The sequence below is a fragment of the Natrinema sp. 1APR25-10V2 genome (assembly GCF_031626495.1).
In the GTDB taxonomy this organism is placed as follows: domain Archaea; phylum Halobacteriota; class Halobacteria; order Halobacteriales; family Natrialbaceae; genus Natrinema.
Window position 1 is genome coordinate 78,785 of the sequence record NZ_JAMQOJ010000001.1, and the last position, 26,832, is coordinate 105,616.

Below are 26,832 nucleotides of genomic sequence, written 5' to 3' on the forward strand. Positions count from 1 at the left end.
CCTCGAGCGTGCAATCGCTCGAAGCCGAACTCGAAGCCGCCCGCCGACTGGCCGTCGACGATCTCGCGGACGCGATCGAGTCGATCGGCTTCGAGTGTACTCGCTGTGGCGCCTGCTGCAAGGCCGACGCCGAAGACGACCACACCGCGACCGTATTTCCCGACGAAGTGCGCGAACTCGAGGCGAGCGCGGCGCGTAGCGCCGCGGACGATCGAGTAGCGGGGGAGTCGCAGAGTCCCTCTGACCGTGCGAGCGACTCGACGAGCCGCGAGCAGACGGTGGAACCGCGAGAGAGCGACAGTTACGACGGCGAGTACGACTGGCGCGATATCGCCCGGCCGATGCCGTACGGTCTCTCGGAAACCGAAGACGGCGGACTCGAGGGCGAGACCTTCGAGTGGGCGCTCCAGACCGACGGCTGCGGCGACTGTACCTTCTACGCGGAAGACGAATCGGGAACGGGTGCGTGTACCGTCCACGACGACCGCCCGCTGATCTGTCGGACCTACCCGTTCAGCGTCGCTCTCGCGGGAACCAGCCAGCCGATGGGTGAAGCCGTTGACGAAGCCGGCGTCGTCCGCGCCCACGAGTGCGAGGGACTGGGCCGCGACATCTCGCGCGAGGACGCCGAAGAACTGGCTCGAGCGCTCAAAGAACGGGCCGTGCGAGAACTCGAGGAGGCCATCGCGGTCCGCGATACCTACGAACCGATCGATCCCGATCCAGGTGAGGTCGTCGTCCACGACTCCGAAGGCGCGAAACGGGTCGACGGGACGCCGCTCGAGGAGTGAGACGGAGCCGCGGCTGATCGGTCAATCGCTGACCGATGGTCGAGTCCGATCGCTGTGGCTCCTGTGACGAGACCGGTAGATAGCCGACGACGTAGCTACGAAAGTGGCTGGCCGATAACCGGCAGCGTGGCTCGAAAGCGGCTGGCCGATACCCGACGACGTGGCTACGAAAGCGATTACTGTACGGCGCGCTTCGCGCGCCGTTTCCCCGAGCGCGCCGGAGGCGCGCTCGGCCTTTTTTGGTCGAGATTTTTGCCGGGGGTTGAGGCCGGCGTCTTCGACGCCGACCGATGCCCCCGGTAAAAAAGGTCGTTCTTAGAACGTATCCTCGATGATCTCGCCGACGGCGAAGTTCGACTTGACCTCGGTGACCTCGATCTTGACGCGCTCGCCGACGTCCGCCCCGGGGACGATGATGACGTAGCCGCGCTCGACGCGGGCGATGCCGTCGCCCTGCTTGCCGATGTCTTCGATCTCGACGTAGCGCGTTTCGCCCACGTCGACCGGCGGCTGGGGCTCGGACGGCGCGGTCGCCGGCTGACTGGTCGCCGCGGTGTCGCCGTCGCTGGCGGCCTCGTCGCGCGAAATGAGCGCGACGCGGTAGACCTCCCCGGGATCGATATCGCCGGTCTCGATCTCCTGACGCGGCACCTCGATAACGTAGCGATCCTCCTCCTCCGAAACGTCCGTACTGAACAGACACAGCAGTTTGTCAGAGATTTCCACAGGTAGCCCCTCTATTTCAGTGCAGATTCCCATCCATAATAGAACTACCGACACCGAGCCACCGTTTGACGGGGAAATTGCCGAAAGCGATGCGCCCGCGAGCGCGCCGGAACGGCCGTGTTAGCCGTTCACAATATGCGTGAGGTCGCGAATCCCGTTAATCGGCGCGCTCGAGCGGTCGCGTCGTGACGAACCGGGAGAGATCGAACTCGGTTCCGAGGTCGGCGTCGCCGACGGACTCGTAGGGGCGGTTGACGACGATGTCGCCCGCGGTGCGGTCGCCGACGCCGGGGATGGCGGTGAGTTCGTCCATCGAGGCCGCGTTGAGATCGAGCGGGTAGGGGACGGCGGTGACCGAGCGGTAGCCGTGGTCGACGACCGCCGCGTCGATCGTCCGTCCGAGTTCGCGCTCGCCCGGAATCCCGACCAGCAGCGGGTAGGTGCCGAGCTGGCGGCCGAAGGTCCGCCCGTCCTGGTGGTACTCGAGGTGGACGTCCGGCAACACGGTGCCCGGCGGGGCGACCCGCTCGAGCATCGGGTTATCGATCTCCTCGCGGACCCGTTTCTTGTAGCGTTTGAACAGCTTCTTGTGCTCGTTTGCGATCTCGGCGCCCGTATCGCTCATCTCGGTGCCGTCGAAGGCCATCACCTGCCGGATGTTGATCCGGCGGAGCATGTAACCCTCGTCGTAGACCCGCTGGAGGAACTGGCGGTTGCGTTCGTAGGTCTCCTCGCGTTCGCCCTTGAGCCCGTGCAGGAGGTTGATGCCGGGCAGGAGCTTCGGAAGTCGGCGCGGGGCGTCGTCGCCGAAGGTAGGCGCGTCCGCCGGCTCTTCCCCCGGCCGCCATCCCGCCTCCTCGTTGACGATCCGGACCGCCTCGAAACACTCCTCCGCGGTGACGTTGAGGTTGTTCTCCTCCTGGACGACGGGGTCGGCGGACTCGAGGCCGAACGCCGCCGTGTCGCCGGGCGTGTTGTGCTCGGCGATGATCCGGATCCCCTCCCGGCTGGCCTCGGGCCACTCGACGATCGTGATGGGGTTCATGTTGTCGAGGTGCAGCGTCTCGAGGTCCGGTGCGACTTCGCGGATGCCGCTGTAGAGTTGGCGCAGAGCGTCCGGATTCGGCGCTTCGCCGTCGCCGCCGTAGGCGAGGATGTCGGCCTGGCGACCCAGCCGAAAGTGTCGCACGCCGTGGTCGGAGAGCGCGTCGACCTCGCCGACGACGGTCGGCGGCGGCCGGAACGACGGGTTGCCGTACAGCGGTTCCGTGCAGAACGAACACCGGTACGCACAGCCCCGCGAGGTCTCGAGTTCGGCGATGAGGTGGTCGGGATGGTTCGGATGCTGTTCGACGACGAACGCGCCCTCTCGGGCCCACCGCGAGACCTCGTCGATGTCGCGCATCCGGTTGTTGAAGCCCTCGAGGCCGCTCTCGACGAGGTCGTAGACGGCGGCCTCGACGTCGCCTTTGGCGACGAAGTCGAAGTCGAGGTCCTGACGCTCGGTCTCGGTCGCGCCGGCGTTCTCGTCGCCGACGCCGAATTTGACGGGGCCGCCCATCAGGCTCGTTCCGTCGGCGGTCCAGGCGAGCTTTCGGACCTCGTCGGGTTCGGCCGGCGTGCCGCCGACGTACTTGCCGGGGACGGTCATCCCGCCGAGGTAGATCATGAGGTCGGCCTCGTCGACGTCCCGCCAGTAGTCTGGCTCGTCGCGAAGCCGATCGATCGTGTGATAGGTGATCCCCTCGCGCGGGACGCCAGCATCGACGAGCGCACCCGCGACGTACCGCGGATACGTCGAGATGTACGGCGGCACCCCGAAGTGCGCCGGCTCGTCGACGTAGCCGTCGACGATCGTCACGGACAGCGTCTCGGGGTCAGTCATGGCGCCCGATAGCGTCTCGAGGGCTAAAACGGTGACTACACGAAAGCCCCGACTCGGCGGGCTCGGGAGCCCGCCGAGCCGCCCCTTTCAGTCCCGCCCGGCGGTGGCTCGGTCGGCCAGCAGACACGAGCTGGTCGGTAAATCGGGCGCGAGCGAACGGCTATCCGGGCAGCTGATCGCGCACCGTCAGGTGCCGCAACCCCGACGTTGATAGTCGTCGTGACGCTAGTAACGCGTATGCCTCCGACGGAAGAGATCGTGTGCACCGACGACGACTGCTTTCTCGACATCTTCGAGAACCACTACACCTACGACGTGCCCGACGACCTCGACATCTCGCAGCTGTCGTGTCCGGTCTGTGGCGGCACCGACTGCCTCGAACGGGTGGAACTCTGACCGGGCGAACGGACCCGGCTCGAGGGGCGGGACTGACCGGCTCGCGCTCGATCCCGTCTGACGTTTCTTTTGAACCTGCCAAAAGGGATATGAACGCGGCTGTTGTAGGCCTCGATAGAGTCGTCTCTTCCATGTATCGCCACGCCCTTCTCTCGGTCCCCGAGACCGCTGTCAGCCTCACACGCACCGCCCGGGGTGACCGCCCGTGACCCTCAAAGACCTCGGTAAATCGGTCGGGAGCGCGTTGTACCGCCAGGTCGGACGCGCGAACGGCCGCGTCCAGAACCATCGCTCGCTTCCCGTCGACATCCTCGAGAACGACGACACCTATCGCGTCGTCTTCGACGCGCCCGGTGCCGAACCGGACGACGTAGCGGTCCGCTACCTCGAGGGGACCGTCAAGATCCGGATCGATCGGTTCCGCCAGTTCCACGAGGGGTACGAGATGCGATTCCCCGGCCGCGGGATGGCCCTGAGCGGCGAGGCCGAACTGCCGGCTGACGCGGTCGTCGATCCGGACGCCGGTACGGCGAAACTCTCCGAAACGGGAACGCTGACCGTCGAGATTCCGAAGGACTCGGCGGTGAGAGAGACCGACACGACCGGTGCCGCGGTCGAGGTCGGTGAGTCCGACGCGTCGGCGTCGGACGCGAGTACCGATACGGAACCCGTCACTCTCGACGACTGAGTCAGTTCGGATCGAGTGCCATCCCCGACACGACCTCGAACGCTTCGTCACCGTCGAACCGCGTCGGATCGAAGGCGTCGATCCCCTCCCCGCCGAGTATCTCCGTCGCGATCCGTTGTCCGATCGCCGGCGCGCGCATGAAGCCGTGGCCCTGGAAGCCGGTCGCGACGAAGAGTCCGTCGCGGAGTTCTCCGACCAGTGGATCGCGATCGGGCGTCGCCGTACAGAGACCGGCCCACGCGCGCTCGAGACTCGCGTCTGCCGCGATGGCCGGGACGCGGTGTGCGACCCGCTCTACGAGGTCGTCGGCGAACCCGTCGTCGGCCTCTCGGTCGTACGCGTCGGGGTCGGCCTCGCGGTTCTCGGTGCCGTCGCCGGCGAGGAGCCCGCCCGCGTGGGGTCGCAGGTAGAAGTCGCCGCTCGCGTCGTAGCACATCGGTCCCGCGAGGTCGCCGCTCGCGACGAGCGCCTGTACCCGATAGGGTTTCATCGCGAGGGTGACTCCGGCGCCTGCGAGCAGTTCTTTCGTGTGCGCTCCCGCGGCCACGAGGACCGCGTCCACCTCGCGGTCCTCGCCCTCGGAGTCGATCACCCGCGTCGGATCCGTCCGAATCTCGACTGGCGTCTCGGTCTCGAGGGTCGCTCCGGCACCGGTGGCCGCGGCCGCGAGACAGGCCGCGTACGCGCCCGGATCGGCGTAGCCCGCCGCGCCGGCGATCCCCGCGACCGCGACGTCGTCGGTTCGCAGGGCGGGGAACCGATCCGCGAGCGCGTCACCCTCCATCTCGAGGGCGACGACGCCGTTGTCCTGCATCCGTGCGACCTGCTCGCGAACGGCGTCAGCCCGCTCGTCGTCGCCCTCGCGGGCGAGCCAGACGTAGGGACACTCGACGAACGGGAAGGTGTCGTCGCCCGACAGCGCGCGGAATCGCTCGATCGCGTCGCCCGCGAGTTCGGCGTCGAGTCCGTCCGCGAACGCGTCGTAGCAGATCCCCGCGGCACGGCCGGTCGAGCCGCTCGCGACGGTCCCGCGGTCGTAGAGGGTCACGTTCGCCCCCTCGCGGGCGAGATCGTAGGCCGCGGTCGCGCCGACGGCCCCCGCGCCGACGACCGCCACCTCGAGGCCCGCGCCCTGCTGGGTGAACGCATCAGCGCCGACGGCGAGCTCGGGGTCGTCGCCGCTCATGGGCGCTCACTCACCGGTGTGGGTCGATGGAGGCGACTCGAAACGGGACCGCGACGCGAGTTCGCGTGATCGGAATCGGCGTTCATGCAGCCCACTGCGGACGGAGCCCACTTACGTCTGTGTGGTTCGACCGATCCGTGCACCGGTACTCGCGGGATTGCCGGTCCGGGAAGCCGTCGGATCCGACTACTCGCGATGAGATGGGAGGAAGGGGGTACGACGACAGGGTCAACGGAACTCGTGGTTCAGTGCCGCGTCCCTGCCGTATAGTGTGTATACCGGTATCGAGGATACGGCTAACTCCAAATATATTTGGCATCGATCGCGATCGGCTCCGCTCGTGGACTCGGCCGGTCGAGGCGAGCGATTGCAGTCTCGAAATCCGCGGAACGGCGAGCGGCTCTCAGGTCACGTACAGGGAGCGGGCGATCACCAGGAAGCCGGCCAACACCAGCAGGCTCTCGAGCAGGATGCCGGTCATCAGCGGCACGTCGAGCACTTCGTACAGCATCCCGGCGAGCACCAATCCGAGGGTGACGAGGCCGAACCCGAGCGAGAGATAGCCCAGTGCCGGCTGGCGTGTTCGCCGGTAGGCTTTGTACGAGAAGTAGGTGATGACGCCGCCGACGATGAGAACGAGCGTTTTGACGACCGCGAGTGCGATCGCAGTCGGCATTGCGGCGGACGACATAGCAGTGTGTATTCGGATATCCGAGACCTGTACCAAGAACCTTGCCGTTCCCGTAACGGGTGGGAGTTGACAGCCATTCTCGTAGCCGCGACACCCTCTGGGCGGTCGAGCGAAGCGTTTTGGCGTCGGCGACCGGAGACGCGATCATGACACGACTGGTCGAACTCGAGGAGCGCGGACCGCGAAGACTCGACCCCTCGGATATCGACGACGAGAAAGGCGACGTGGCGGTCTGTCAGTGCGGGCTCTCGGAGTCGTTTCCCTTTTGCGACGGGAGCCACCGGCGGACGCACGACGAGGACGAGGGAACGACCTACGTCTACGAAGACGGACAGCGACGGGAAGTCGAGCGGGTCGTGACGGCCGAGGACGCTTCGGACGCGGGCGACTGACGTTCACATCGAGCGCGCGGAATTGCAGACGACCAGCGCGCTGCTCGCCGCCATCGCGACGGCCGCGAAGAGCGGGTTCAACAGGCCGACGATCGCGAGCGGAATCGCGACCGCGTTGTACGCGAACGCCCACCCGAGGTTCTGGCGGATCCGGCGGTGCGTGCTCGTCGCGATATCGAAGGTCTCCGCGACGGCCGCGAGGTCGTCGCCGACGATCACCGCGTCGGCCGCGTCGGTCGCGAGTTTCGTTCCGCCCCCCATCGCGATGCCCACGTCTGCCGCGGCGAGCGCGGGCGCGTCGTTGCTCCCGTCGCCGACCATCGCGACCGTCCCTCGAGAGCGGAGCCGGTCGACGGTTTCGGCCTTCGCTTCCGGTGGAACGCCGGCGAAGACCTCGTCGACGCCATCGAGCGCGCGGAACTGATCGGCCGCTGGCCCCTCGTCGCCGGTGAGGACGACGATCTCGCGACCCGCCGAGAGCGTCTCGAGCGCCGCGTCCAGTTCCTCGCGCGGGGAGTCGCCGACGACGATGGTGCCGCGAGCCCGGCCGCCCCAGCCGACGACGACCGGCACGTCGCCCGCGGCGCGAGCGTCGTCGATCGTCGACTCGAGCGCGCCGGGGATCGTCTGACCACGCTCGCGGAGGTAGTCGGGGTGGCCGACGACGACGCGGTCGCCGTCGACGAGGCCGCTGACGCCGCGGTCGGCACGCTCGAAGCCCTCGACGGCGCTCGCGGCGTTCGCGGTGGCGTCGTCGGGTGTCGCATCGGCGACGGCGGCCGCGATCGGGTGTTCGGAGAGCGCTTCGACCGCGCCGGCCCGTCGGAGCAGTTCGTCGGCGTCGGTGCCGGTGGAAGCGTCGTCAGCGCCGGTGTGAACGCCCTCGACGGCCATCGTCCCCGTCGTGAGCGTTCCGGTCTTGTCGAGGACGACGACGTCGACGTCTCGAGCGTCCTCGAATATCGTCTCGGCGGCGACGACGATCCCCCGCTCGGCGGCGTTCTGGACCCCTGCGGCGATCGCGAGCGGCGTCGCGAGCCCGAGCGCACACGGGCAGGAGACGATCACGACCGTCAGTCCGAGCAGGAGCGCCGCCGACGCGCTCGAGCCGGTCGCGAGCGTCACGGCGGCCGTCGCGACGGCGAGGACGACCACCAGCGGGACGAAGACCGTCGCGAGCTTGTCCGCGAGGCGCTGGACGCCGGGGCGGGCGCTCTGGATCGACCAGAGCAGCGAGACGAGCCGGTCGTGGGTGCTCTCGGCCTCGTCGCCGACTTCGAGGACGATCGGCGCGTCGGTGACGACGGTGCCGCCCCGAACCGGGTCGCCCGGCCCCTTCCCGACGGGCAGCGATTCGCCGGTCACGAGCGACTCGTCGACCGCCGCCGTCCCCTCGACGACCTCGCCGTCCATCGGGACCCGTTCCCCGGGCCGGACCAGCAGCCGGTCGCCGGGCTCGACGGCCTCGAGCGGAACCGTTTCGCCGCGCTCGAGGCGGGCCTCGTCGACCTGCTGCTCGGTCAGCTCGGAGAGCAGTCCGGTTGCGCGGCGCTTGACCGATTTCTCGTAGAGGGTCCCCGCGGTGACAACGAGAATGATCGCGACGGTCACGTCGAAGTAGAGGTGACTCTCGCCGAGAACGAGCGCGACCGCGCTGTAGCCGTACGAGCCGAGCGCGGCCGTCGCGACGAGCAGGTCCATGTTCGGCCGTCCCGCCCGGAGGCTGACGTATGCGCCGCGAAGGATCGGGTAGCCGCTGTAGAAGAGGACGAACGAGGTGAACGCCCAGATGTTCGCCGACAGGAAGGTGAGCTCGTAGCCGCCGAAGTCGACGACCGGCTCGAGGTCGAAGTACGTCGGGTAGAGAAAGAGGACGTACCACACCATGACCATCATGCCGAAGAAGCCGCCGAGCAGGAGCCGGGCGAGGCCGTCGTCCGAGTCGCCCGCACCGTCTCCGGCCGCTCGATCGGCCGCGGTGTATCCGTAGCCCGAGACGAGGTCGGGGAGGTCCTCGGCTGCGACCCGGTCGGGATCGTATACGAGCCGGATCGTGTCCGTCGCGTAGCTGGCCGTCGCACCGCGGACGCCGTCCTCGCGCTCGGCGGTCGTCTCGAGGAAGGCCTCGCAGGTCGAACAGTGCATCCCGTCGACCGCGAGGTAGGCATCTTCGCCGTCGAGGTCGTCGAGGTCGCGACCGTCGTCGTCTCGCCGATCGAGCCGCGACTGGACCGCCGATTCGTCGGGTGCGTCGGTACCCTCGAGTGCCCGGGAGACCTCGAGACAGCCCCGACAGCAGAAGGTTCCGTCGACGTCCGAAGCGGTGATCGGCTCCGGGGGAGTCGGCAGTTCGCAGAGGTCGCAGGCGTCGCTGTCGACTGCGGAGCCGTCTCCGGCAGCGGTGCGGGCGTTCGACTCCGCGGTCGGCGCGGCCGCTTCCGACGGCGGTGCGTGCGATCGTGCGGTCGGTGGTGAGTCGTCTCCCATCGTTAGAACAGGGGTTCGAAGGGCAGCGGGAAATGCGGCAGATGGATTCCGTACAGCATCAGGCCGTGCGAGAGCGGGATATAGCCGAGGACGATGAACGCCGCGCCCAGCCCGCGGTGCAGTCTGACCCGTGTCTCGGGGTCGATCGTATTCAGGACGGTGCCGTACGCGAACAGTGTCGGGATCGTCCCGAGCCCGAGGACGGCCAGCGAGAGCGCGCCCTGCGTCGGCGATCCCAGCGCGAACGCGTAGAGGTAAGCCGGGTAGATGATCGGACACGGCATGAACCCGTGGACGGCACCGAGCGCGACGATCCCCGGCGAGGTGGCGAGCCGGTCGACCCGACTCGAGAGCAGCGCCGTGAGCCGCCGGAACAGCGTGCCGACGACGGGCAGGTCGTGCCCGGGAACCGCGGTCCGCCCGCGAACGTAGTAGAGCCCGCTCGTGACGATCGCAATCCCGACGAGGATCCCCGTCGCGCCGCGGACGCCGTTACCGATCTCGGCCACGGCCTCGCTCGAGGCGACCGTGACCGCACCGAGCAGGCCGAACAGGCCGCCGATGGCCGCGTAGCTGACCGTCCGGCCCAGATTGAAGAGCGCGTGCTGGCGCACCTCGTAGCCGGTGAGCGTGTCGTCGCGGCGCTTCTCGCTCGCCGCGCCGATCCGGTCGGCGTAGGTCGTCACCAGCGGACCGCACATCCCCAGACAGTGCGCGCCGGCGAGGAGGCCGACGACGAAGAGGACGAGCAGGTTCACGTGCTCGGGGATCGAGCCTGGCCCCATCGCCATCAGCGGAGCGACGGCCGAACGCTGGCCGAACGCGACTACTGTGGCAGTCGAGAGCGGGGCTGGATCGAGTAACACGGGGGTTAACTGACGGTTCCGTTTCCGTGGTGGTCGTCGTGCGATTCGTCGATCGGCGCCATCGCGATGTACAGCGAGCCGATGATGATCACGACGTTGACCGCACTGACGATACCGGCGACGACCGAGCCGGACATCCCGTAGACGAGTACGGGGATGATCGCGAGCAGTCCCGCACCCGCCGCGAACCGGGGTCCGACGCTCTCGAAGTTCATACCGAATACTGGGGACGGCGGGCGCTTAATACCCCAACCTGTTCCCACCGATCGGGAACCAAGGTTGATGGTAAGTCGCCCCCATTTCCTACTCAACCGTATGAGCTCCAAGACAAAACAACGGGAGCCCGATCATGTTCGCGAGCTCGGGCACGACGAGTACGATCCCATCGGAACCGCGATCCTGATCGGGATCTACTTCCTGATACTCGTATTGTTGTGGATATTCATGTACTTCGTCGAGTTCCTCGGCAACGGGCCGACCGTTATCGACCTGCTCTTCCCGGTGGTGGGACTGGCATGAACATCCACACGTACGAGAAGGCGTGGCTGATCGCGTCGATGGTCCTGATCGTCGGTTTCATCGCGACGATCACGTACGGTGCCGTCGGCCCCGGCATCGCGATGATCGACGACGACGGCGGCTCGATCAGTCCCGACAACATCAACGATCACGAACGGTTCGGCGAACCCGGCGTCACGCACGTCGGCGGCAACGAGTACGAGGTCGCCGTCGTCGCACAGGCGTGGTCGTACACCCCGAGTCAGATCGAGGTGCCGGCCAACAGCGAAGTGACGTTCTACATCACGAGTCGCGACGTGACGCACAGCTTCACCGTGGTCGGGACGAACATGAACACGATGGTCATCCCCGGCCAGGTGTCCCAGATGACCGTCGAGTTCGACGAACCCGGCGAGTACGGCATCCTCTGTAACGAGTACTGCGGCGAGTATCACCACACCATGGAAGGCAAACTGAACGTGGTTCCCGAAGACGAGTTCGACCTGACCGAACTGTCCGTCGAGGCCCCCGATGAGGCCCAGGCGGGCAACGAGACGACGATCAGCGCGACCGTGAGCGACGGCATGCAGACCGACCTCGAGACGACCGCCACCCTCGAGATCGGCGAGCAGACGCTCGAGCGTGACGTCATGATCTCGGGCGAAGGCAGCGAGACCGTCGAGTTCGCGGTCGACACCGCGGCGCTCGGCACTGGCGAGCACGACTGGACGGTGACCGTCGACGACCACCAGGAGAGCGGGACGCTCGAAGTCGTCAACGCGACTGAGGGAGGTGATGACAGTGCGTAACGCCTACGTCGACCAGTTCCCCGACGAGGCGGCCGTGATCAAGGCGGCGTTCTGGAGCTCGTTCATCGCGCTGGCGATCGGCGGGACGCTTGGGCTCATCCAGGCGCTCCACCGAACCGACGTCTTCCGGTTCATCCAGTCGCCGGACTACTACACCATACTCACCGCACACGGCGTGTTGCTGGCGATCACGTTCACGATCTTCTTCCTCGTGGGCATCTTCACCTGGGCGGTGACGACCGGCCTCGACCGCGGGGTCGTGGACATCCGCTTCACCTGGGCCTGGTACGCGCTGATGGTCGTCGGTGCGACGATGGCCGCCGTCACGATCTTTGCCGGCCTCCTCGAGCAAGCGCCGACGGTGCTCGGCTCGGAGCTGTACGCGGACGTGCTCTTCACCTTCTACGCACCGCTGCAGGCCCATCCCCTGTTCTATCTGGGGCTGGTGCTGTTCGTCGTCGGCTCTTGGCTCGCCGGCGTCGACTGGTTCCGAACGTGGTGGGCCTGGCGGAAAGAGAACGCCGACGAGCGCATCCCGCTCCCGGCGTTCATGGTCCTGACGACGACGCTGTTCTGGTACATCTGTACGTTCGGCGTCGCGCTGGCGATCCTCGCGTTCCTGCTGCCGTGGTCGCTGGGGATCGTCGACTCGGTCAATCCGCTGCTGACCCGAACGCTGTTCTGGTACTTCGGCCACGCCGTCGTCTACTTCTGGCTGATGCCGACGTACCTGATGTGGTATCTCATGCTGCCGAAGTTCTCCGGCGGAAAGCTGTTCAGCGACCCGCTCGCGCGCGTCGTCTTCGTGCTGTTCCTGCTGCTCTCGACGCCGCTGGGGATCCACCACCAGTATCTCGACCCCGGCATCGCGGAAGGGTTCAAGTTCATCGCGATGACGAACACGATGTTCCTTCTGCTGCCGAGCCTGCTGACGGCCTTCACCGTCGTCGCCAGCATGGAACACGGCGCTCGCCAGCGCGGCGGCGAGGGCTACCTCGGCTGGCTCAAGGCGCTTCCGTGGCGTGACCCGGTGTTCACCGGGATGGCGCTCGCGGGCCTGATGTTCGCCGCGGCCGGCTTCTCCGGCATGATCAATGCGGGGATGAACATCAACTATCTCGTCCACAACACGTGGTGGGTCGTCGGTCACTTCCACCTCACCGTCGGCACCGCCGTCGCGCTGACGTTCATGGCCGTGTCGTACTGGTTCATCCCACAGATGACCGGCAAGAAGCTCTGGAACCGCTCGATCGCGCTAGCCCAGGTCCTCATCTGGTTCATCGGGATGACGTTCATGTCGAACGCGATGCACCGCTCCGGACTGTTCGGCCTGCCTCGCCGTACCGCCGAACCGCAGTACAACGGCTTCGACTTCGAACCCGCCGTCGGCACCGTCGGCGAGATCAACGCGCAGGTCGCCCTCGGCGCGGTGTTGCTGACCCTCTCGCTGGCCCTGTTCCTCCTGGTCATGGTCATGACCTCGCTCAACGGCACCAGCGACGACATCCCGGACAACACCTACGCCGACGCGCTCTCCGGACCCGAGGACTCGCCGGCCATCCTCGACAACCTCAAGGTCTGGACCGCGATCGCGCTCGTCCTCGTGATCTTCGCGTACACGCTCCCGTTCGCGGCCATCATCGACTCCGGCGGCCTCTTCGGCGGGGGCATCGAGGGCTACAAGCTCAGCCTCGGGACCGACCCCGCGCTCGTCCTCGATACCCTCTGGGAGGTGATTCGGTAGATGCGCATCTCCGAAGGGGCGCTCCTCGTCGTGCTGGCCATGCTCGTCCCCTTCGTCGTCGAACTCCGGACGGCGCTCTCGTGGTTCGGCGTCGAACTGACGATCCTCGAGACGATCGTGCTCGGCTCGGCGATCTCGATGGCGGTCATCGCGTGGGCAGCGTGGCCCGAGAAGGGTGACGCGAACGGGGGATCGTCCCGGCCGAGCTGACCGGCGCTCGTTTTTCGGTCGATTCCCCGCGACGACTCGTTTTCTCAAAACCCGTCGCGCTCGCGAAGTCGTTCGACGATCGCCCGCACCCGCTGTGATGCACCGCGGGGCGCGACGAGCACCCGGTCGTCGAACGCCGCGACGATCAGATCGTCGACCTCGAGCAGCGAGACGTGCGCGTCGGGCGCGGCGACGACGTTGTTCGCCGCGTCGATCGACAGGACGTCGCCGGCGACGGTCGCGTTCGCGCTCTCGCCGTCGTCGTCGGCCCCGAGGACGCGCCCGACGGCGTCCCACGTCCCGAGGTCGTCCCAGCCCACCGACAGCGGTGTCACCGAGACGTCGATCGCCCGTTCCATGATCGCGTAATCCACGCTGACGGGCTCGACCGCGTCGAACCCCCGGTCGGGCTCGCCGTCCTCGAGCGCGTCGACCAGCGCTGCGAGCGGCGAGTCGCGGGCCTCGCGGAGGAGCGCGCTCGGCGTCCAGGCGAAGATCCCGGCGTTCCAGTACGCGCCGGCCTCGACGAGCCGCCTCGCGTTCTCGCGGTCGGGTTTCTCGGTGAAGCGATCCACCGCGGCGTAGTCGTCTCCGTGGCGCTCGCGCTCGCTACTCTCGAGTCCGTCGGCGCCGTCCTCGGGGACGATGTAGCCGTAGCCCGTCGCCGGCCGCGTCGGCTCCACACCCAGCGTGACGATCCCGTCCGTCTCGACGGCGATCTCGGCGGCGCGCTCGAGGCGCGTGGCGAACGCGGCGTCGTCGGCGACGTGGTGGTCGCTGGGGAGACAGACCAGAACTGGCTCCGTATCGAACCGGTCGCGGAGCCGCCAGGCGGCGTAGACCAGCGCCGGCCCGGTGTCTTTGCCCGCGGGTTCGACCAGCACGCCCGCTTCGGGCGCATGCTCGTGTATTTCGCCGGCAAAGGATTCGCGGGTCAACACGTAGCGCTCGTCGGCGAAGGCCGTCCGATCCAGCGTTCGGGAGAGCAGCGAGCGCTCGCCGCCGAACGCGAGGAACTGTTTGGGGCGGTCGCTTCGGCTCGCGGGATAGAGTCGGCTGCCGATACCGCCGGCGAGGACGCAAGCGACGACTGGTCGGTCCATCTCACCAGGTCTCGATCCGGCCCTTGCGGACGTCTTCCGCACACCCCTCGCAGTCGGGGTGGCCGGCCTCGTAACAGGCCGGCCGGTACTCCTCGTCTAACTTCGCCGCGCGCTGCTCGGCGTAGCGCCGGCAGACGATCTTCGCTCGCCCTGCCTCGTCGGAGGGGAGGCTACGGGCGTTTCTCGCCACCTCGTAGGAGTCGCGGGCCTCCTCGAGTTGCTCGTCGGTCGATCTGCGAAGTTCCTCGAACTGCTCGCCCGCGCCCCGTAGCGTCGTGCGCAGGAGTCGCTCGAGTCGACGCCGGTCCGCCATTGCCCCACCGTTCGGTCGCCGGGCACATATACTGTTGGTCGTCACCGGCGGTTCCCCCGTCCGGCAGACGGCAACGACTTTGACGAATCGGCCGTACCCTCGAGCATGGACGTTCGAGACGCGCTTCGGGGCATCACCTGCCCGCTGGTGACTCCGTTCGACGACGGATCGATCGACGAATCGGCGCTCGCCGACCTGCTCGAGCACGTGCAGGCGGGCGGGATCGACGCCGTCTTCCCCTGCGGAACGACCGGTGAATTCCCGAGCCTGACGGCCGCCGAACAGCAGCGCGTCGTCGAGGCGACCGTCGAGCGCGCCGACGTGCCCGTCGTCGCCGGCGCCGCCGCGACGAGCGTCGACGAGACGGTCGGGGCCATCGACCGCGCCGCCGACGCCGGAGCCGACGCCGCCGCGATCGTCGCGCCCTACTTCACTACCGCGAACGCGCCGGCGGGCGATCGGCGGTTCTTCGAGGCCGTCCTCGACGACGCCTCGCTCCCCGTTATCCTCTACAACATCCCGCAGTGTACGGGCCAGCGCATCGAACCCGAGACCGTGGCCGCCGTCGCGGAGCGCGATGGGGTCGTGGGGATCAAGGACTCGAGCGGCGACCTCGAGTACTTCCTCTCCGTCCTCCGGAACACGCCCGACGACTTCCGCTGTTTGCAGGGGTACGACGCGCTACTGGTCCCCGCGTTGCGAATGGGTGCCGACGGCGGAATCAACGCGCTCTCGAACGTCGTACCCAGTGTGCTGCGCGAGGCGTTCGAGCGAGCCACGGACGACCGCGGACGCGAGCTACAGAGCGACGCGATCGCGCCGCTGTTCGAGGCGTGTACGACCCACGACTTCGCCCCGGCGACGAAGGCAGCGCTGGCCCACCGCGGCGTCGTTCCCTCCGACGAGGTCCGCCCGCCGCTCGTTCCGGTCGACGACGCGGGAGCCGAGGCGATCGGCGACGCCGTCGACGGGGCGCTCGAAGTCGGCGAGCAATAGCGCCAGTGAGGGCGTCGTAGAAGTCTTCTCCGGGATTGATCACAGTCGATACTCCGGTGAGATCGAGAACGAGGTGTGCGTATCGAACGCTGCGGAAAGCGGCCGCTCGCGGGAATTGTCCCGGCCGTCAGTGATGGGGCAACGGCATCGACGAGTCAGACGCTGCCCGACGGAGCGTGAAGAGAAACATCGCGTCCGTAGACGGTGGTATTTCCTCACCCCGAATTTGACGGTGCGTACATTCACTCCGTTCGAGGCGGAATCACCAGTATGGCTGAGACCCTAGTTCAAGCGCTTTCGTACACGATGTTGGCGGTCGTCGCCGCGCTCGTCGGGGGGATCGTGGCCGTTTACCGGACGCCGGGACCGCAAATGGAGAGTAACGTCCAGCACTTCGCGGCCGGCGTCGTGTTCGCCGCCGTCGCCGCCGAGCTTCTCCCGGACGTCCATACGCGGACTCCGGCCGTGGTTGTCATCGGATTCGCGATCGGTATCGCCACCATGCTGGGCATCCATCGACTCAGTAAGTACGTCGAAAAGCGGAATATCGGCGGAAAGCTGGCGGGTGCCGCCGGCCTGCTGATCACCGTGAGTATCGACATGCTGATCGACGGCGTCTTGATCGGCGTGACGTTTCTGGCGCAGGCGGCCACAGGTGTGCTCATCGCGGTGGCACTCGCGATCGAGGTCCTCTTCCTCGGCGTGACCGGCGTCATAGCACTCCCGGAAGAGACGAGTACGCTGAAGAAACTCGCCGTCCCCGCCGGGTTCGGGGTTCTACTGCTGAGCGGAGTGACCGCCGGCGTACTCGCGTTCGAAGGCGTTACGGGCGCTCCGATCGCGCTCGTACTCGCGTTCGGATCCGCTGCCCTCCTTTACCTAGTGACCGAGGAACTCCTGGTCAAAGCCCAGAAGGTACCGGAAACGCCGACATCGACGACGCTGTTCTTCGTCGGATTCCTTCTCATCTTTCTTCTTGACATGCTACACTGAGCTTCAGGGATCTGCTGTGCAATCGAGTTCTCCCTGAGTGGACGTCAGTACGTGCTGAGCAGGCCGTGGATCCAGCAGCGATTATTCGAACTGCTCGACTTCTGTCAGGAGTGGCGTGACCGACTCAGCGAACGCCTCTCTCGCTGGTCCTGATTATGCTGTCTCACCGCCGCTGCACTGGTCGTAAAGTAGCACGTGCGTATTAATCGTCGTCGTTATCGGCCAAACTGAACGAGTGAACACATCTGTAGCAGCGATGTAGTTCTGCCTGTCAAGCGTGTGTCCGAAGGATATCTCGCCTGTCCGTTTCTTCCGTACTAAATAAGATTTTCAGTTAGTGCTCCGAAGTCGGCCCCGCCAGCACCGATCGCCGGACCGAACGTGCTACGTCGGCGCCCTCCGGCGGTTTCTTTCGCCGCTGTTCACTTCCGCTCCGGTGGCGGTACTTTAAATACTATCGGGCGCGAACGGGCGTATGCCTCCCAGTGAAACCAAAGAGGAGGCGAGACACTATGAGCGACGTACGACAGCACGCGGACGACATCCACGAGCAGTTTTCGGACCACCTCGACGTGAGCGTCGAGGACGTCGAAGGGCGCCTGACCACGCTCGTCGACGAATACAAAGTACCGATCGACGAGGCGCGCCGGAGCGTCACCAATCACTACCTCGAGGAGGCCGGCCTCGAGCGCGAGGACCTCGCGGGCGGCGACAGCGAGGCGGCCACCGTCGAGGACGTCGACGAACCCGAGCAATGGATCGACCTCACCGCGAAGGTCATCGAACTCTGGGACCCTCGCAGCGACTCGGTCGCGCAGGTCGGCCTGCTGGGCGACCCGACGGGAACGATCAAGTTCACCAAGTGGGCCAAGTCCGACCTCCCCGCCCTCGAGGAGGGCGGCGTCTACGAGCTTCGCAACGTCGTCACCGACGAGTACCAGGGCCGGTACTCGGTCAAACTCAACTCGACGACCGTCATCGAGGAACTCGACGAGGACCTCGAAGTCGGCGACGACACCAGCGAAATCGAGGGCGCACTGGTCGACATGCAAAGCGGCAGCGGCCTCATCAAGCGCTGCCCCGAGGACGACTGCACGCGCGTCCTCCAGAACGGCCGCTGTAACGAACACGGCGAGGTCGAAGGCGAGTTCGATCTCCGCATCAAGGCCGTCGTCGACGACGGTATCGACGCCCACGAGGTCATCTTCGACAAGGACGCCACCGAAGAGCTGACCGGACTGAGCTTAGAGGAGGCCAAGGACATGGCGATGGACGCCCTGGACACGACCATCGTCGCCGACGAGATCGCGGACGATATCGTCGGCACCTACTACCGCATCGAAGGGCCGACCTTCGGCCGATACGTGCTCGCCGACGACGTCGAAGAACTCGACGGGCCAGTCGATGCTGAGGAACTGCTGATCAAAGCGAGGTCGATGTGATATGAGCCAGGCAGAACTCACCCGCGAAGTCGCCCGCCGCGTCTTCGCCTCCGAATTCAACGATTCGACGTACGCGTTCAAAGAGAGCGACGACGAGCGCGCACCGAACTACGCGCTGCTCCCGACCGGCGACCGCGCGAACCGCGTGTTCGTCGCCGGTACCCTCACCGAAACCGAGGACGTCGGGGACGAGAGCGAGTACTGGCGCGGCCGGGTCGTCGACCCGACGGGGACGTTCTTCGTCTACGCCGGCCAGTACCAGCCCGAGGCCGCCTCTGTCCTGCGGGATACGGAGCCGCCGGCGTACGTCTCCATCGTGGGCAAACCCCGCACCTACGAGACCGACGACGGCACCGTCAACGTCTCGCTGCGACCCGAGTCGATCGCGGTCGTCGACGACGCCACTCGCGACCGCTGGGTCGTCGAGACCGCCGAGCGTACCCTCGATCGCATCGAGGCCTTCGAGGAGTGGGAGGAAGAACAGGAAGCGCCCGAGAGCGGCTCGACCGCGCCGACCAACGAGTACGCTCAGATGGCCCGCGAGCAGTACGATTCGCCGGTCGTCAACTATCGCAACGACGTGATTCAGGCGCTCGAGAGCCTCGAGACCGTCGACACGGACGACGCGGAAGCGACCGTCTGAGCCGGCGACCACCCTCGTTCTCCGTTTTTCGACGCGACAGCGGCCGCTACGTCGACTCACCGTCGAGGATCCTCTCGAGTAACGCGCCGATCGTGTCGAACTCGTCGTCGGTAACCTCGTGGCCCGTGTCCGGATAGCGTCGCTCGTCGACGGCGCCGTCGGCGCGTTCGAACGTTCGGACCGTTTCGGCGACGCGCTCGCGATCGACGTGGGGATCGGTTGCGCCGTAGCCGACGAGCATCGGCGTCCCGGCGAGCGAGCCGTCGACCGACGCCGATCGGAGCTCGTCGCTCGAGCCCGGAAGCGTCCCGGAGAGGAGGAAGACGCCGCCGTACCGCGCCGAATTCCGTCGGAGGAACTCCGCGGCGACGGTCGCCCCCTGTGAGAAGCCGCCGATCAGGGTTCGCTCGGGCGGAACGCCGATATCGGCCGCCGCTTCCAGCGCCGCGGCAACCGCGTCGACGCTCGAGGAGAGCCACGGCTCGTTGGCGGCTCGCGGCGCGGTCGCCGGGTTCGGATACCAGCGACTGCGCTCGGCCTGCGGCGCGAGGAAGGCGACGCCGTGGCGATAGGTCGGCTCGAGGAGGTTGACGACGCCCTGAGCGGTCGCGCCGCGGCCGTGACAGGCGACGACGGCGGCCTCGGCGGCCAGCGCGGGCGCGCCGCTCGTGAGCAGCGGCTGGCCGGCGTGTGGTCCCGAGATGGCGTCCATCGTCCGTCTCGACCCGGTTTCGGTCATCGGTCTGATATCTCGTCCGTCGTCGGTACCGTCAACTCCGGCAGCTGACTCTCGATCAGATCGCGATCACGTTCGAACCAGTCGGGCAGGAACAGCGATTCGCCGGCTCGGTCCGTCCCACCACCCGCCGCGACGCCGCCGGTTTCGGTCGCTAACTCGAAGAGGATCCCGCCGGGCTCGCGGACGTACAGGGAGTGGAAGAAGTGTCGATCCTTGACCCGCGACACGTCGTAGTCGCGGTCGGCGAAGAGCGCTCGCCACTCGTGAAGGTCGTCTTCCGTCTCGACGCGGACTGCGACGTGGTGGAGGGTTCCCTGCCCTTCGCGGCCGAACGGCGTATCTCGGTCGAGGACGTCCACGACGCCGGCGCGATCTCCCGGTGCACGGTAGCGGATTCGACCATCTCGCTCCGTCTCGTACTCGAATCCAAGCGTCTCGAGCGTCCCCGCGGTCGCGTAGGGATTGACCGACAGCGCCGCGACGCCGTAGAGCCCGCGGATCGCGCGGTCCGTCGGAACCGGCCCGTCGGTCCAGGGCTCGGTCCCCTCCGGTATCGGCGGTCCGGCCACGAGTTCGAGTCGCGTCCCCGCGGGGTCTTCGAACTGCAGGACCCGTTCGTCGAACCGCTCGAGTGGCCCTTCGACCGCGATATCGTGGTCCGCGAGCCTCGTGTGCCAGTACTCGAGCGCGTCGGCCGGCACGACGAACGCGACCGACTCGACCTGCGGTTTCCCGATGCGGCCCGGATCACCGTGGGGATCGGGGAAGTGGGTCAGGACGGTCCCCGGCGTGCCGGCGGCGTCGCCGAAGTAGAGGTGGTGCTGGAGGATATCCTCGAAGTTGACGGTCTGCGTGACGAGTCGAAGGCCGAGGACGCCGCTGTACCAGTCGATAGCCGTCTGAGCGTCCCCGACGATTCCCGTCACGTGGTGGAGTCCCGGCGTGTCGGACGGCATCACCGCGCAGTTGGGTCGCCAGAGAAATAGCCTCCCGGGTCGGCGACGGTTGCTCGGCCGTCGATCGCTCGAGTCCCGCTCCGGCTACCCGGGCTCGAACCCGCACGTCTGACGAATGGTTAAGTGTCGTGAACGACGACTAGGGGTATCGATGGGGAACAAGAACAAGACCATCTCGTTTCGGGTCAACGAGGACGCGTTCGAGGCGCTGCAGGAGATCGCCGAGGAGCGCGATATCTCGCTGTCCGCCGTCTTCCGGGACTACGTCGACCAACTGGTCGAACACGACGGCCAGGTCGAGGTCGTCCCCGAGGCCGACCTCGAGTCCCGCACCGGGGACGACGACGATGAGATCTCGTTCCCGCCGACCGTCGAAGTCCCGAAGCGGTTCATCCGCGAACACGAGCGGCTCGAGCTCGAGGCCGAGCACCTCCGGGAGCAACTCGACGAGTACAAGGGCTACGTTAACGATCTGCAGGACCGCCTCGAGGACGAAGAAGACGAGGTGCTGTTGCTCGACGAACTGGACGACGAAGACGAATCGTACCAGCTGCGGTGAGCGCGGTAGCCGTCCCTCGGACGGTTCGCGGACGGTCGGCCCTTCGTCCCGCGCTATCGGGCTAAATCCCGTTTCGCCTGTCGGATCTCGTCGTACTTCTCGTCCGCGCTGTCGACGCGAGCGAGCCCTTCGGCTGCCTCGAGGGTGCGGACGGCGTTGTCGAGGAAGGAGAGCACGTCGCCGGAGTAGGCGTAGACCATGTAGTCGTCGGTCATCACGTCGACGATCGCGTCCGGGCCGAGCCCCTGGGCGCGCAACTCGAGCAGGTACCGCATGAACTTCCGCTCCGGACACCCACAGTAGGGGTTGTTGTCGCAGTCGCAATCGAGGAAGTCCTGCGCGAAGTCGAGGATCCGATCGCGGGTCGCGTCGTCTAGCTTCTCGAGGCCCTCGCCCTGAAAGAGCACGTCCAGCGTCGCGCCCTTGAACGCTCCCTTGGGGATGTTCGTCTCGAGCTGGGAGCTGAGCTGGCGGTGGTTCTTGACGTAGATCTTGTCGGTGATGGCCACGCGTTGGCGGTTCTAACGGGTGTGGGCCGAAAAACGTCTCGGTCGAGATCGGTCGGTTCGAGCGGCTCGAGGCTGATCGTCCGTGCGCCCGAAATCGCGCGGTACGGAGTCGCACACCCGTATCCCGGAGTCGTAACGTATTTCAGGCCGACCGCGTGTAGGATAACGTGCAAGCGCGTCCGGGTTGGGGTAGTGGTTATCCTTCAGCCTTGTGGAGGCTGAGACGCGGGTTCGATTCTCGCACCCGGACTTCCAATTCTTCGAAAACTACGGGGTTCAGAGCCTCTGGCAAAGAATCCGTATCCCGGCGATCACCCAAGGTTACCGGGGTGCCGAAAAGGCTGAAAAGAAATCTCATACCCGATCCCCACGCCGTCCGGCGATTACGGAAAATTATCAGGACAAATACAACTATGAGTGACGCCAAACTTCCGGATGGCATCCCTCTCGTCCACGACATCGACGCGAAGAACCTCAACCAACTCCAAATCAAGGACTACCGAGACCACCGTCGCGAAGTCCTCACGTGGCTTTGGCAGTCGGGCAAAAATCCCGACGAAGGCAAAGGGTACAGCGAGAGCGTAGTGGAGAGCACTGCCTATCGTCTCTCGAAGATCTACCGGTGGGTGTGGGAACGCGAAAGATACACGGCCTCGTTGACGCACGAACACGCGGACGCGTTCGTCGATGAGATGAAGTACAAGGACTGGGGCGACGAAAACAAGAATCAGTACGTGAAGGCCCTCAAACGGTACATGTCGTGGCAAGCGCACGAGAAAGGCGCTGACGAGTGGGAACCTGAAACCACCTACACACCGAACCAGACCTCCCACCACGCTCGCGATTACCTCACGCTCGAGGAACGGCAACGTATCCGTGACGCCGGTCTCAATTACGGCAGTATTCCATCGTACGACTACGTCGGCCCTGACGAGCGCGATCGCTGGAAGATATACCTCGCACAACGATTCGAAATGCCGAAACGCGAGGTCGGACGCGAAGAGTGGGAGAAAGCGACGAGTTGGAAGGTGCCGTCGCTCGTTGCCACCGGTCTGGATGCCGGCTTGCGCCCCATCGAAGTCGAACGCGCACGCGTCTCGTGGGTGGACACCGCAAATGCGGTGTTGCGGATCCCGAAGGAGCAAGATTCGAAAGGCACGAACGGCGGTGAAAACTGGACGGTCAGTCTCCGCGAGGACACAGCCCGGCATCTCGACCGCTGGCTCGCCGAACGCGAGACACGTCCCAAGTACGACGACTCTGACTACCTCTGGCTCACGTCACAGAGAAATCCGTACGGCTCGAGTGCTCTCAACTACCTCCTCGGCAAACTCTGCGACGAAGCTGGAATTGAGACGGAGAACCGCGACATTTCGTGGTACTCGATCCGTCATTCCACGGGCACGTATATGGCTCGCGAAGAAGGACTCGCAGCTGCGCAGTCTCAACTTCGTCATCGTTCTGAACAGACGACAATGCGCTACGATCAGACACCTCCCGAAGACCGCAGAGACGCTCTCGACAGGATGTAACGCCCTTGCCCCCTGACGATGCGTTTGGGCCTTACAGGTTGAGGTCTTCGAGCTTCACGTTTGACTTGAACAGGGCTTTGATGTACGGGTTGTCAGCCGAGAGATTGAAGACTTCCGTCCTATCTCCGTAGACCTCGGTTATCTCCAACTGTATTCAAAGCGCGACGATCGGTTGTAGACGTTCACTTCCCGAGATGGGGGTATCAGTGTCCCTAGCAAGTGCGGATGTACCCGGGTAGAGATGTTGCAAGATTGCGAAGTGAACTTGAATAGCTTTGTAATTCTGCAACGCGAGTAGCTGCGTTGTCAAGAATGTAGATACCGATCCTGCTCCGGTAATTGAGATCGGTGAGCCGTTGGTTAGTTCTTTGTCCTGTGTGTTGTAGCTATTATTTCCTCACCCCAAATTGAGTTGCCTCTATACATCAAAGAAATAGAAAGTAAGTTTTTACTACCTATGATGGCCTGCACAGGAATGTACATTAATGTCGTCACACAAGCATCCGCTTGGGACGGTCGCCGAACTCGACGAACAGGAGATTGAAGAGTTCGCCGAGCGCCTTGAAGGAGAACTCGTCTTGCCCGATAGTGACGAGTACGAGGATGCGCGAACCGTGTGGAATGGCCTTATCAACAAATACCCCGCAGTTGTCGCTCGCGCCGAGAGCGCATTCGACGTGGCCATCGCTGTCCAGTTCGCTCGGGACGCTGGGCTTGAACTCGCGATCAGGGGTGGTGCCCACAATCAGACGGGCAGCGCCGTCGTCAATCAGGGTCTCGTCGTCGATCTCTCGAAGATGGACGGCGTACAGGTCGATCCCGATGCGAAAGTCGCCCATGTCGAACCCGGCACTCGTGCCGAGGACGTACTCGCCGAGACGCAGGAACACGGTCTCGCGTGTCCTACCGGCAGCGCGGGTGATGTCGGAATTCCCGGCTCCACGCTCGGCGGTGGCATTGGCTGGATACGACGCAAGCACGGGCTCGGCATCGACGCACTCCGTAGCGTCGAAATCGTCACGCCCGACGGTGAAGTGCAGACAGCCTCGCCTGACCAGAACGAAGATCTGTTTTGGGCGGTACGTGGCGGTGGCGGCAACTTCGGCGTCGTCACCAACTTTGAGTTCGAACTGTACGAGATTGGCCCGATGGTGCAAGCCCTCGGCATCTTCTACCCCTACGAGATGGTCGATGACGTGATGGACACGTTCCAACAGGTCATGAGCGACGCACCCGAGGAGCTGACCACCATCCTCCTCAGCGGGCACATCCCGAACCTCCCGCCGATGCCCGACGAACTCGCGGGTACTGACGCCGTTGGCATCCTCGGCTGCTACGCGGGCAACCCCGCTGAGGGCGAGGAGGTCATTGCGCCTCTCCGGGAGATCGGCGAGCCACTGATCGACATGAGCGATATGATGCCCTACGAGGCACTCCACGACCTCGGCACGCAGATGTACCCGTGGGGCCGCAAGTACACCCACCGTTCGGTCTACGTGGACGAGCTCACAGAAGACATTCGCAACTTCATCGTCGAACAGACCGAGGCAGCCCCGACCCCGATGGCCGCCATCGGTGTCTGGCCGCTCGGCGGTAACATCGGCCACGGGGCGGACGCCGCCTACGCGTGGGACGACAAGCAGTACATGATCACCATCGAGGGTAACTGGGAGGAGTTCCAGAACCAGCCTACCCTCGACTGGGCTGCCGAGACTGAACGCAAACTCCGTCGCAAAGGTGCCGAGGGTGCCTACGCTGGCTTTACCGGCGTTGAGGAACGCAACTGGGAGAATTGGACGGAACAGGTCTATGCCGACAGCTATGATCGCCTCGCTGAGCTCAAGGCCAAGTACGACCCCGAGAACGTCTTCCAGCAGAACGTCAACGTCGATCCAGAGGACACCTAAGTGGCGACCAAGCCGTTCGCGGCCACTAACTCTCGAGTGTCATCTTCAGTAATCTGTCTGAGATCGCGATTCTGACAAAAATTCTATAATCGATCGGAGGATCCTCGAGATCGGCCCCAGCAATAGGAAACTGGTGGAGACGCGGTAGCCACAACAAAATTCCGTTCGCTGGAGCCGATACAGGTATGTCTATACCAGCCAGTATCCGAACGACGTTCGATTTCAGTAGTATAGTCAGAGGTGGTCGAGAGTGAAGTCGTTGTATTCGTGGCAGGAACAGATGCTTCCTCATATTGATCCACCGCCGCGCTGGAAGCGGGCCGAAACACACGTAATCGAAGAATATGACCTCATTGAGGATCACGCGTCGTGGCACGATGCACGCACCGAGGATGATGAACTGATCGAGATCAAGTCCTGTGCGTGCGAATACGAAGATGGCTCAGTCGGAGAATTTGCTGTCTGGGAGTACCAGTGGGTGGAACTTGTTACTCGAGGAAAATTCGCACTCCTCGTCTATATCCCTGACGCAGATTGTACAGTCTTGGCGACAAAGATGGTCTTTCCCGGTCAGATAGGGAAGGCTGGAACAGTGTCTAAACGTAAGCATCCGACAATGGGCCGTCAGAGGCTTCGACGCGTCCCGTGGCCAGAGGTAATCTCACTGGATGAGATTGAACCTCGTAAACGTCACTACTTCACGGATTACTATTCCGAAGAGGAGGTAGAAAAGACGGCGTTCTGGTATCCGCCTAACGAGTGACATCCTTCCAGCTGTAAACAGTTGATGTGAAGTGTGCAGACAGGTGCGACGTCCTTGACCGGATGTAACGAAACTGCTACCCAACGATCTTTGACACTGGGACGAGATCCACGCCCTCAACGCGGGCTTGGCGGTCGTCGATCACCGACGGCCCTGCCTCCAGCCATGTCGCCCACACCCACCACCGATGCGGAGCCCGCTGCGACGCGATCAACACGCCGCTCATCCCCGGCCCGCTGCCGTGGGGGCGAGCGAACGGGGCTGCCAGCGAACGCGTCTCCCACTCTTCATCTGACTCCACGATCTCGACGTGCTCGAAGCGGACGCCAATCTCCACACCGGTAGCGAGCCGAATCACGGCCCATCCGTCGTGATCGTTCGCCCGCCGTACAGCTTCGATAATCTCGCTTGGCGAGTCACTCATTGCTGACCACCTCGATTTTCTCCACCGCAACAATCTCCCAGTCCTCCATCATACCGACCTTGGCCATCGAGTTCGACCACGATAACTCGGCGATCTCCCACCCGCCACGGTCTCCTTTGCTGACCCTAACGGAGCCGTGGGTGGCGTCAAACTCCTGCTCAAAGGCGGCGTTGACTTCGCGGTCATCCTCCGTGGGGATGACGACGTTGCGCTGCTCTGTCACCGCAGACCTGACCACTTCTGCCACCTCGGCTGGCGTCTCGGCAATGGTGTCCGTACTGTGCCTGCTGTCGACGGAATCAAGTGCCGTGTTCATCGGCACTCAAACTGAAAATCATGCCCCCCAGATAAACGGTCGCGCAAACCTTTATCCGAAGCAGAACGGACGGAACACCGCCACTGACACAGATCCCTACTTGCCGATCATCTCGGTGCTGATTCTGCGGGCGTTCTCTTGCAGGAGATGAAGGATTTTCCTGTTGACGTCGTCAAGATCGTAGGTGGTCATCGCTACCGTCGTTACGCTCGGAAGTGGGAAAGACGTGGGCCTCAAGATGAGAGAGTTGGCCGTCGGCGAGTAACTC

Annotated in this window: 30 protein-coding genes and 1 tRNA gene; 17 read left to right on the forward strand and 14 right to left on the reverse strand. The window is 65.0% G+C overall.

Features of this window, described 5'->3' with window-relative positions; genetic code table 11:
- Positions 1-8 precede the first annotated feature (8 nt).
- Positions 9-791 carry a YkgJ family cysteine cluster protein gene (locus tag NDO75_RS00420; protein WP_310904095.1) on the forward strand — a complete coding sequence of 261 codons (783 nt, stop codon included), beginning with the start codon at positions 9-11 and terminating at the stop codon, positions 789-791.
- A gap of 315 nt (positions 792-1,106) precedes the next feature.
- Here NDO75_RS00420 and NDO75_RS00425 read toward each other — a convergent pair whose 3' ends face one another.
- Together NDO75_RS00425 and NDO75_RS00430 are read right to left on the reverse strand one after the other, a co-directional pair.
- Positions 1,107-1,517, reverse strand: coding sequence for a TRAM domain-containing protein (locus NDO75_RS00425; RefSeq protein ID WP_310904096.1), 411 nt, complete (start codon positions 1,515-1,517; stop codon positions 1,107-1,109).
- Between the two features lie 157 nt (positions 1,518-1,674).
- Positions 1,675-3,402, reverse strand: coding sequence for a radical SAM protein (locus tag NDO75_RS00430; protein ID WP_310904097.1), 1,728 nt, complete (start codon positions 3,400-3,402; stop codon positions 1,675-1,677).
- A gap of 237 nt (positions 3,403-3,639) precedes the next feature.
- Here NDO75_RS00430 and NDO75_RS00435 point away from each other — a divergent pair, with 237 nt between their 5' ends.
- A complete protein-coding gene (locus NDO75_RS00435; protein ID WP_310904098.1) occupies positions 3,640-3,798 on the forward strand; it encodes a hypothetical protein in 159 nt (52 codons plus the stop codon).
- 205 nt (positions 3,799-4,003) lie between these two features.
- Positions 4,004-4,486 carry an Hsp20/alpha crystallin family protein gene (locus tag NDO75_RS00440; RefSeq protein WP_310904099.1) on the forward strand — a complete coding sequence of 161 codons (483 nt, stop codon included), beginning with the start codon at positions 4,004-4,006 and terminating at the stop codon, positions 4,484-4,486.
- A 1-nt stretch (position 4,487) separates the two neighbouring features.
- Here NDO75_RS00440 and NDO75_RS00445 read toward each other — a convergent pair whose 3' ends face one another.
- The gene (locus NDO75_RS00445; protein WP_310904100.1) at positions 4,488-5,672 is read right to left on the reverse strand and encodes an FAD-binding oxidoreductase; all 1,185 of its coding nucleotides are present in this window, start codon (positions 5,670-5,672) and stop codon (positions 4,488-4,490) included.
- Between the two features lie 403 nt (positions 5,673-6,075).
- The gene (locus tag NDO75_RS00450) at positions 6,076-6,348 is read right to left on the reverse strand and encodes a hypothetical protein (RefSeq protein WP_310904101.1); all 273 of its coding nucleotides are present in this window, start codon (positions 6,346-6,348) and stop codon (positions 6,076-6,078) included.
- Positions 6,349-6,509: 161 nt separating this feature from the next.
- Here NDO75_RS00450 and NDO75_RS00455 point away from each other — a divergent pair, with 161 nt between their 5' ends.
- The gene (locus tag NDO75_RS00455; RefSeq protein WP_310904104.1) at positions 6,510-6,755 is read left to right on the forward strand and encodes a CDGSH iron-sulfur domain-containing protein; all 246 of its coding nucleotides are present in this window, start codon (positions 6,510-6,512) and stop codon (positions 6,753-6,755) included.
- A gap of 3 nt (positions 6,756-6,758) precedes the next feature.
- Here the strand turns inward: NDO75_RS00455 and NDO75_RS00460 are convergent, their stop codons facing one another.
- The 3 genes from NDO75_RS00460 to NDO75_RS00470 form a co-directional block, all read right to left on the reverse strand.
- Entirely contained in the window at positions 6,759-9,242 is a 2,484-nt protein-coding gene (locus NDO75_RS00460; protein ID WP_310904107.1) for a cation-translocating P-type ATPase, read from the reverse strand.
- A 2-nt stretch (positions 9,243-9,244) separates the two neighbouring features.
- The gene (locus tag NDO75_RS00465; protein WP_310905150.1) at positions 9,245-10,033 is read right to left on the reverse strand and encodes a sulfite exporter TauE/SafE family protein; all 789 of its coding nucleotides are present in this window, start codon (positions 10,031-10,033) and stop codon (positions 9,245-9,247) included.
- 80 nt (positions 10,034-10,113) lie between these two features.
- Positions 10,114-10,323: a cytochrome-ba3 oxidase subunit gene (locus tag NDO75_RS00470; protein ID WP_310904108.1), complete on the reverse strand. Its 210-nt coding sequence runs from the start codon at positions 10,321-10,323 to the stop codon at positions 10,114-10,116.
- A 100-nt stretch (positions 10,324-10,423) separates the two neighbouring features.
- Between NDO75_RS00470 and NDO75_RS00475 the strand changes: the two genes are divergently transcribed.
- The 4 genes from NDO75_RS00475 to NDO75_RS00490 are packed head-to-tail and all read left to right on the forward strand — an operon-like array spanning position 10,424 to position 13,369.
- The gene (locus NDO75_RS00475; protein WP_310904109.1) at positions 10,424-10,627 is read left to right on the forward strand and encodes a hypothetical protein; all 204 of its coding nucleotides are present in this window, start codon (positions 10,424-10,426) and stop codon (positions 10,625-10,627) included.
- A complete protein-coding gene (locus tag NDO75_RS00480) occupies positions 10,624-11,415 on the forward strand; it encodes a cytochrome c oxidase subunit II (protein WP_310904110.1) in 792 nt (263 codons plus the stop codon). The genes NDO75_RS00475 and NDO75_RS00480 overlap by 4 nt, the downstream gene beginning before the upstream one ends.
- Complete coding sequence (locus NDO75_RS00485; RefSeq protein WP_310904111.1) at positions 11,402-13,159, forward strand: b(o/a)3-type cytochrome-c oxidase subunit 1; 1,758 nt, start codon at positions 11,402-11,404, stop codon at positions 13,157-13,159. The genes NDO75_RS00480 and NDO75_RS00485 overlap by 14 nt, the downstream gene beginning before the upstream one ends.
- Positions 13,160-13,369 (forward strand): CbaC protein, encoded by a 210-nt coding sequence (locus NDO75_RS00490; RefSeq protein WP_310904112.1) that lies wholly within the window; start codon positions 13,160-13,162, stop codon positions 13,367-13,369. It abuts the gene before it with no gap.
- Positions 13,370-13,413: 44 nt separating this feature from the next.
- Here NDO75_RS00490 and NDO75_RS00495 read toward each other — a convergent pair whose 3' ends face one another.
- Together NDO75_RS00495 and NDO75_RS00500 are read right to left on the reverse strand one after the other, a co-directional pair.
- Complete coding sequence (locus tag NDO75_RS00495) at positions 13,414-14,472, reverse strand: sugar phosphate nucleotidyltransferase (RefSeq protein ID WP_310904113.1); 1,059 nt, start codon at positions 14,470-14,472, stop codon at positions 13,414-13,416.
- A gap of 1 nt (position 14,473) precedes the next feature.
- Positions 14,474-14,785 (reverse strand): hypothetical protein, encoded by a 312-nt coding sequence (locus NDO75_RS00500; RefSeq protein WP_310904114.1) that lies wholly within the window; start codon positions 14,783-14,785, stop codon positions 14,474-14,476.
- A gap of 105 nt (positions 14,786-14,890) precedes the next feature.
- Between NDO75_RS00500 and NDO75_RS00505 the strand changes: the two genes are divergently transcribed.
- The 4 genes from NDO75_RS00505 to NDO75_RS00520 all read left to right on the forward strand — a co-directional run bounded on the left by NDO75_RS00505 (position 14,891) and on the right by NDO75_RS00520 (position 18,859).
- Positions 14,891-15,781 (forward strand): dihydrodipicolinate synthase family protein, encoded by an 891-nt coding sequence (locus NDO75_RS00505; protein WP_310904115.1) that lies wholly within the window; start codon positions 14,891-14,893, stop codon positions 15,779-15,781.
- A gap of 270 nt (positions 15,782-16,051) precedes the next feature.
- Entirely contained in the window at positions 16,052-16,774 is a 723-nt protein-coding gene (locus NDO75_RS00510) for a hypothetical protein (protein WP_345784884.1), read from the forward strand.
- A 512-nt stretch (positions 16,775-17,286) separates the two neighbouring features.
- A complete protein-coding gene (locus NDO75_RS00515; RefSeq protein ID WP_310904118.1) occupies positions 17,287-18,216 on the forward strand; it encodes a replication factor A in 930 nt (309 codons plus the stop codon).
- Position 18,217: 1 nt separating this feature from the next.
- A complete protein-coding gene (locus NDO75_RS00520; RefSeq protein ID WP_310904120.1) occupies positions 18,218-18,859 on the forward strand; it encodes a DNA-binding protein in 642 nt (213 codons plus the stop codon).
- A gap of 46 nt (positions 18,860-18,905) precedes the next feature.
- On the opposite strand, the gene NDO75_RS00525 is transcribed toward NDO75_RS00520, so the two are convergent.
- Positions 18,906-19,598 carry a phospholipase gene (locus tag NDO75_RS00525; RefSeq protein ID WP_310904121.1) on the reverse strand — a complete coding sequence of 231 codons (693 nt, stop codon included), beginning with the start codon at positions 19,596-19,598 and terminating at the stop codon, positions 18,906-18,908.
- A complete protein-coding gene (locus NDO75_RS00530; RefSeq protein WP_310904123.1) occupies positions 19,595-20,554 on the reverse strand; it encodes a VOC family protein in 960 nt (319 codons plus the stop codon). Before NDO75_RS00530 ends, NDO75_RS00525 begins: the two co-directional genes overlap by 4 nt.
- A gap of 151 nt (positions 20,555-20,705) precedes the next feature.
- Here NDO75_RS00530 and NDO75_RS00535 point away from each other — a divergent pair, with 151 nt between their 5' ends.
- Positions 20,706-21,113: a ribbon-helix-helix protein, CopG family gene (locus NDO75_RS00535; RefSeq protein ID WP_310904124.1), complete on the forward strand. Its 408-nt coding sequence runs from the start codon at positions 20,706-20,708 to the stop codon at positions 21,111-21,113.
- 53 nt (positions 21,114-21,166) lie between these two features.
- Here NDO75_RS00535 and NDO75_RS00540 read toward each other — a convergent pair whose 3' ends face one another.
- A complete protein-coding gene (locus NDO75_RS00540; RefSeq protein WP_310904126.1) occupies positions 21,167-21,622 on the reverse strand; it encodes a DUF5814 domain-containing protein in 456 nt (151 codons plus the stop codon).
- 178 nt (positions 21,623-21,800) lie between these two features.
- On the opposite strand from NDO75_RS00540, the gene NDO75_RS00545 reads away from it, so the two are divergent.
- The 4 genes from NDO75_RS00545 (at position 21,801) to NDO75_RS00560 (ending at position 25,824) form a co-directional block, all read left to right on the forward strand.
- Positions 21,801-21,872, forward strand: a tRNA-His gene (locus NDO75_RS00545).
- Positions 21,873-22,035: 163 nt separating this feature from the next.
- A complete protein-coding gene (locus NDO75_RS00550) occupies positions 22,036-23,154 on the forward strand; it encodes a site-specific integrase (protein ID WP_310904127.1) in 1,119 nt (372 codons plus the stop codon).
- 485 nt (positions 23,155-23,639) lie between these two features.
- On the forward strand, positions 23,640-25,061 hold the full coding sequence (locus NDO75_RS00555) for an FAD-binding oxidoreductase (protein ID WP_310904128.1): 1,422 nt from the start codon (positions 23,640-23,642) through the stop codon (positions 25,059-25,061).
- 280 nt (positions 25,062-25,341) lie between these two features.
- A complete protein-coding gene (locus NDO75_RS00560) occupies positions 25,342-25,824 on the forward strand; it encodes a hypothetical protein (protein ID WP_310904129.1) in 483 nt (160 codons plus the stop codon).
- A 76-nt stretch (positions 25,825-25,900) separates the two neighbouring features.
- On the opposite strand, the gene NDO75_RS00565 is transcribed toward NDO75_RS00560, so the two are convergent.
- Both NDO75_RS00565 and NDO75_RS00570 read right to left on the reverse strand, forming a co-directional pair.
- Positions 25,901-26,248 carry a hypothetical protein gene (locus NDO75_RS00565; RefSeq protein WP_310904130.1) on the reverse strand — a complete coding sequence of 116 codons (348 nt, stop codon included), beginning with the start codon at positions 26,246-26,248 and terminating at the stop codon, positions 25,901-25,903.
- The gene (locus NDO75_RS00570; protein ID WP_310904131.1) at positions 26,241-26,570 is read right to left on the reverse strand and encodes a hypothetical protein; all 330 of its coding nucleotides are present in this window, start codon (positions 26,568-26,570) and stop codon (positions 26,241-26,243) included. Before NDO75_RS00570 ends, NDO75_RS00565 begins: the two co-directional genes overlap by 8 nt.
- Positions 26,571-26,832: the final 262 nt, after the last annotated feature.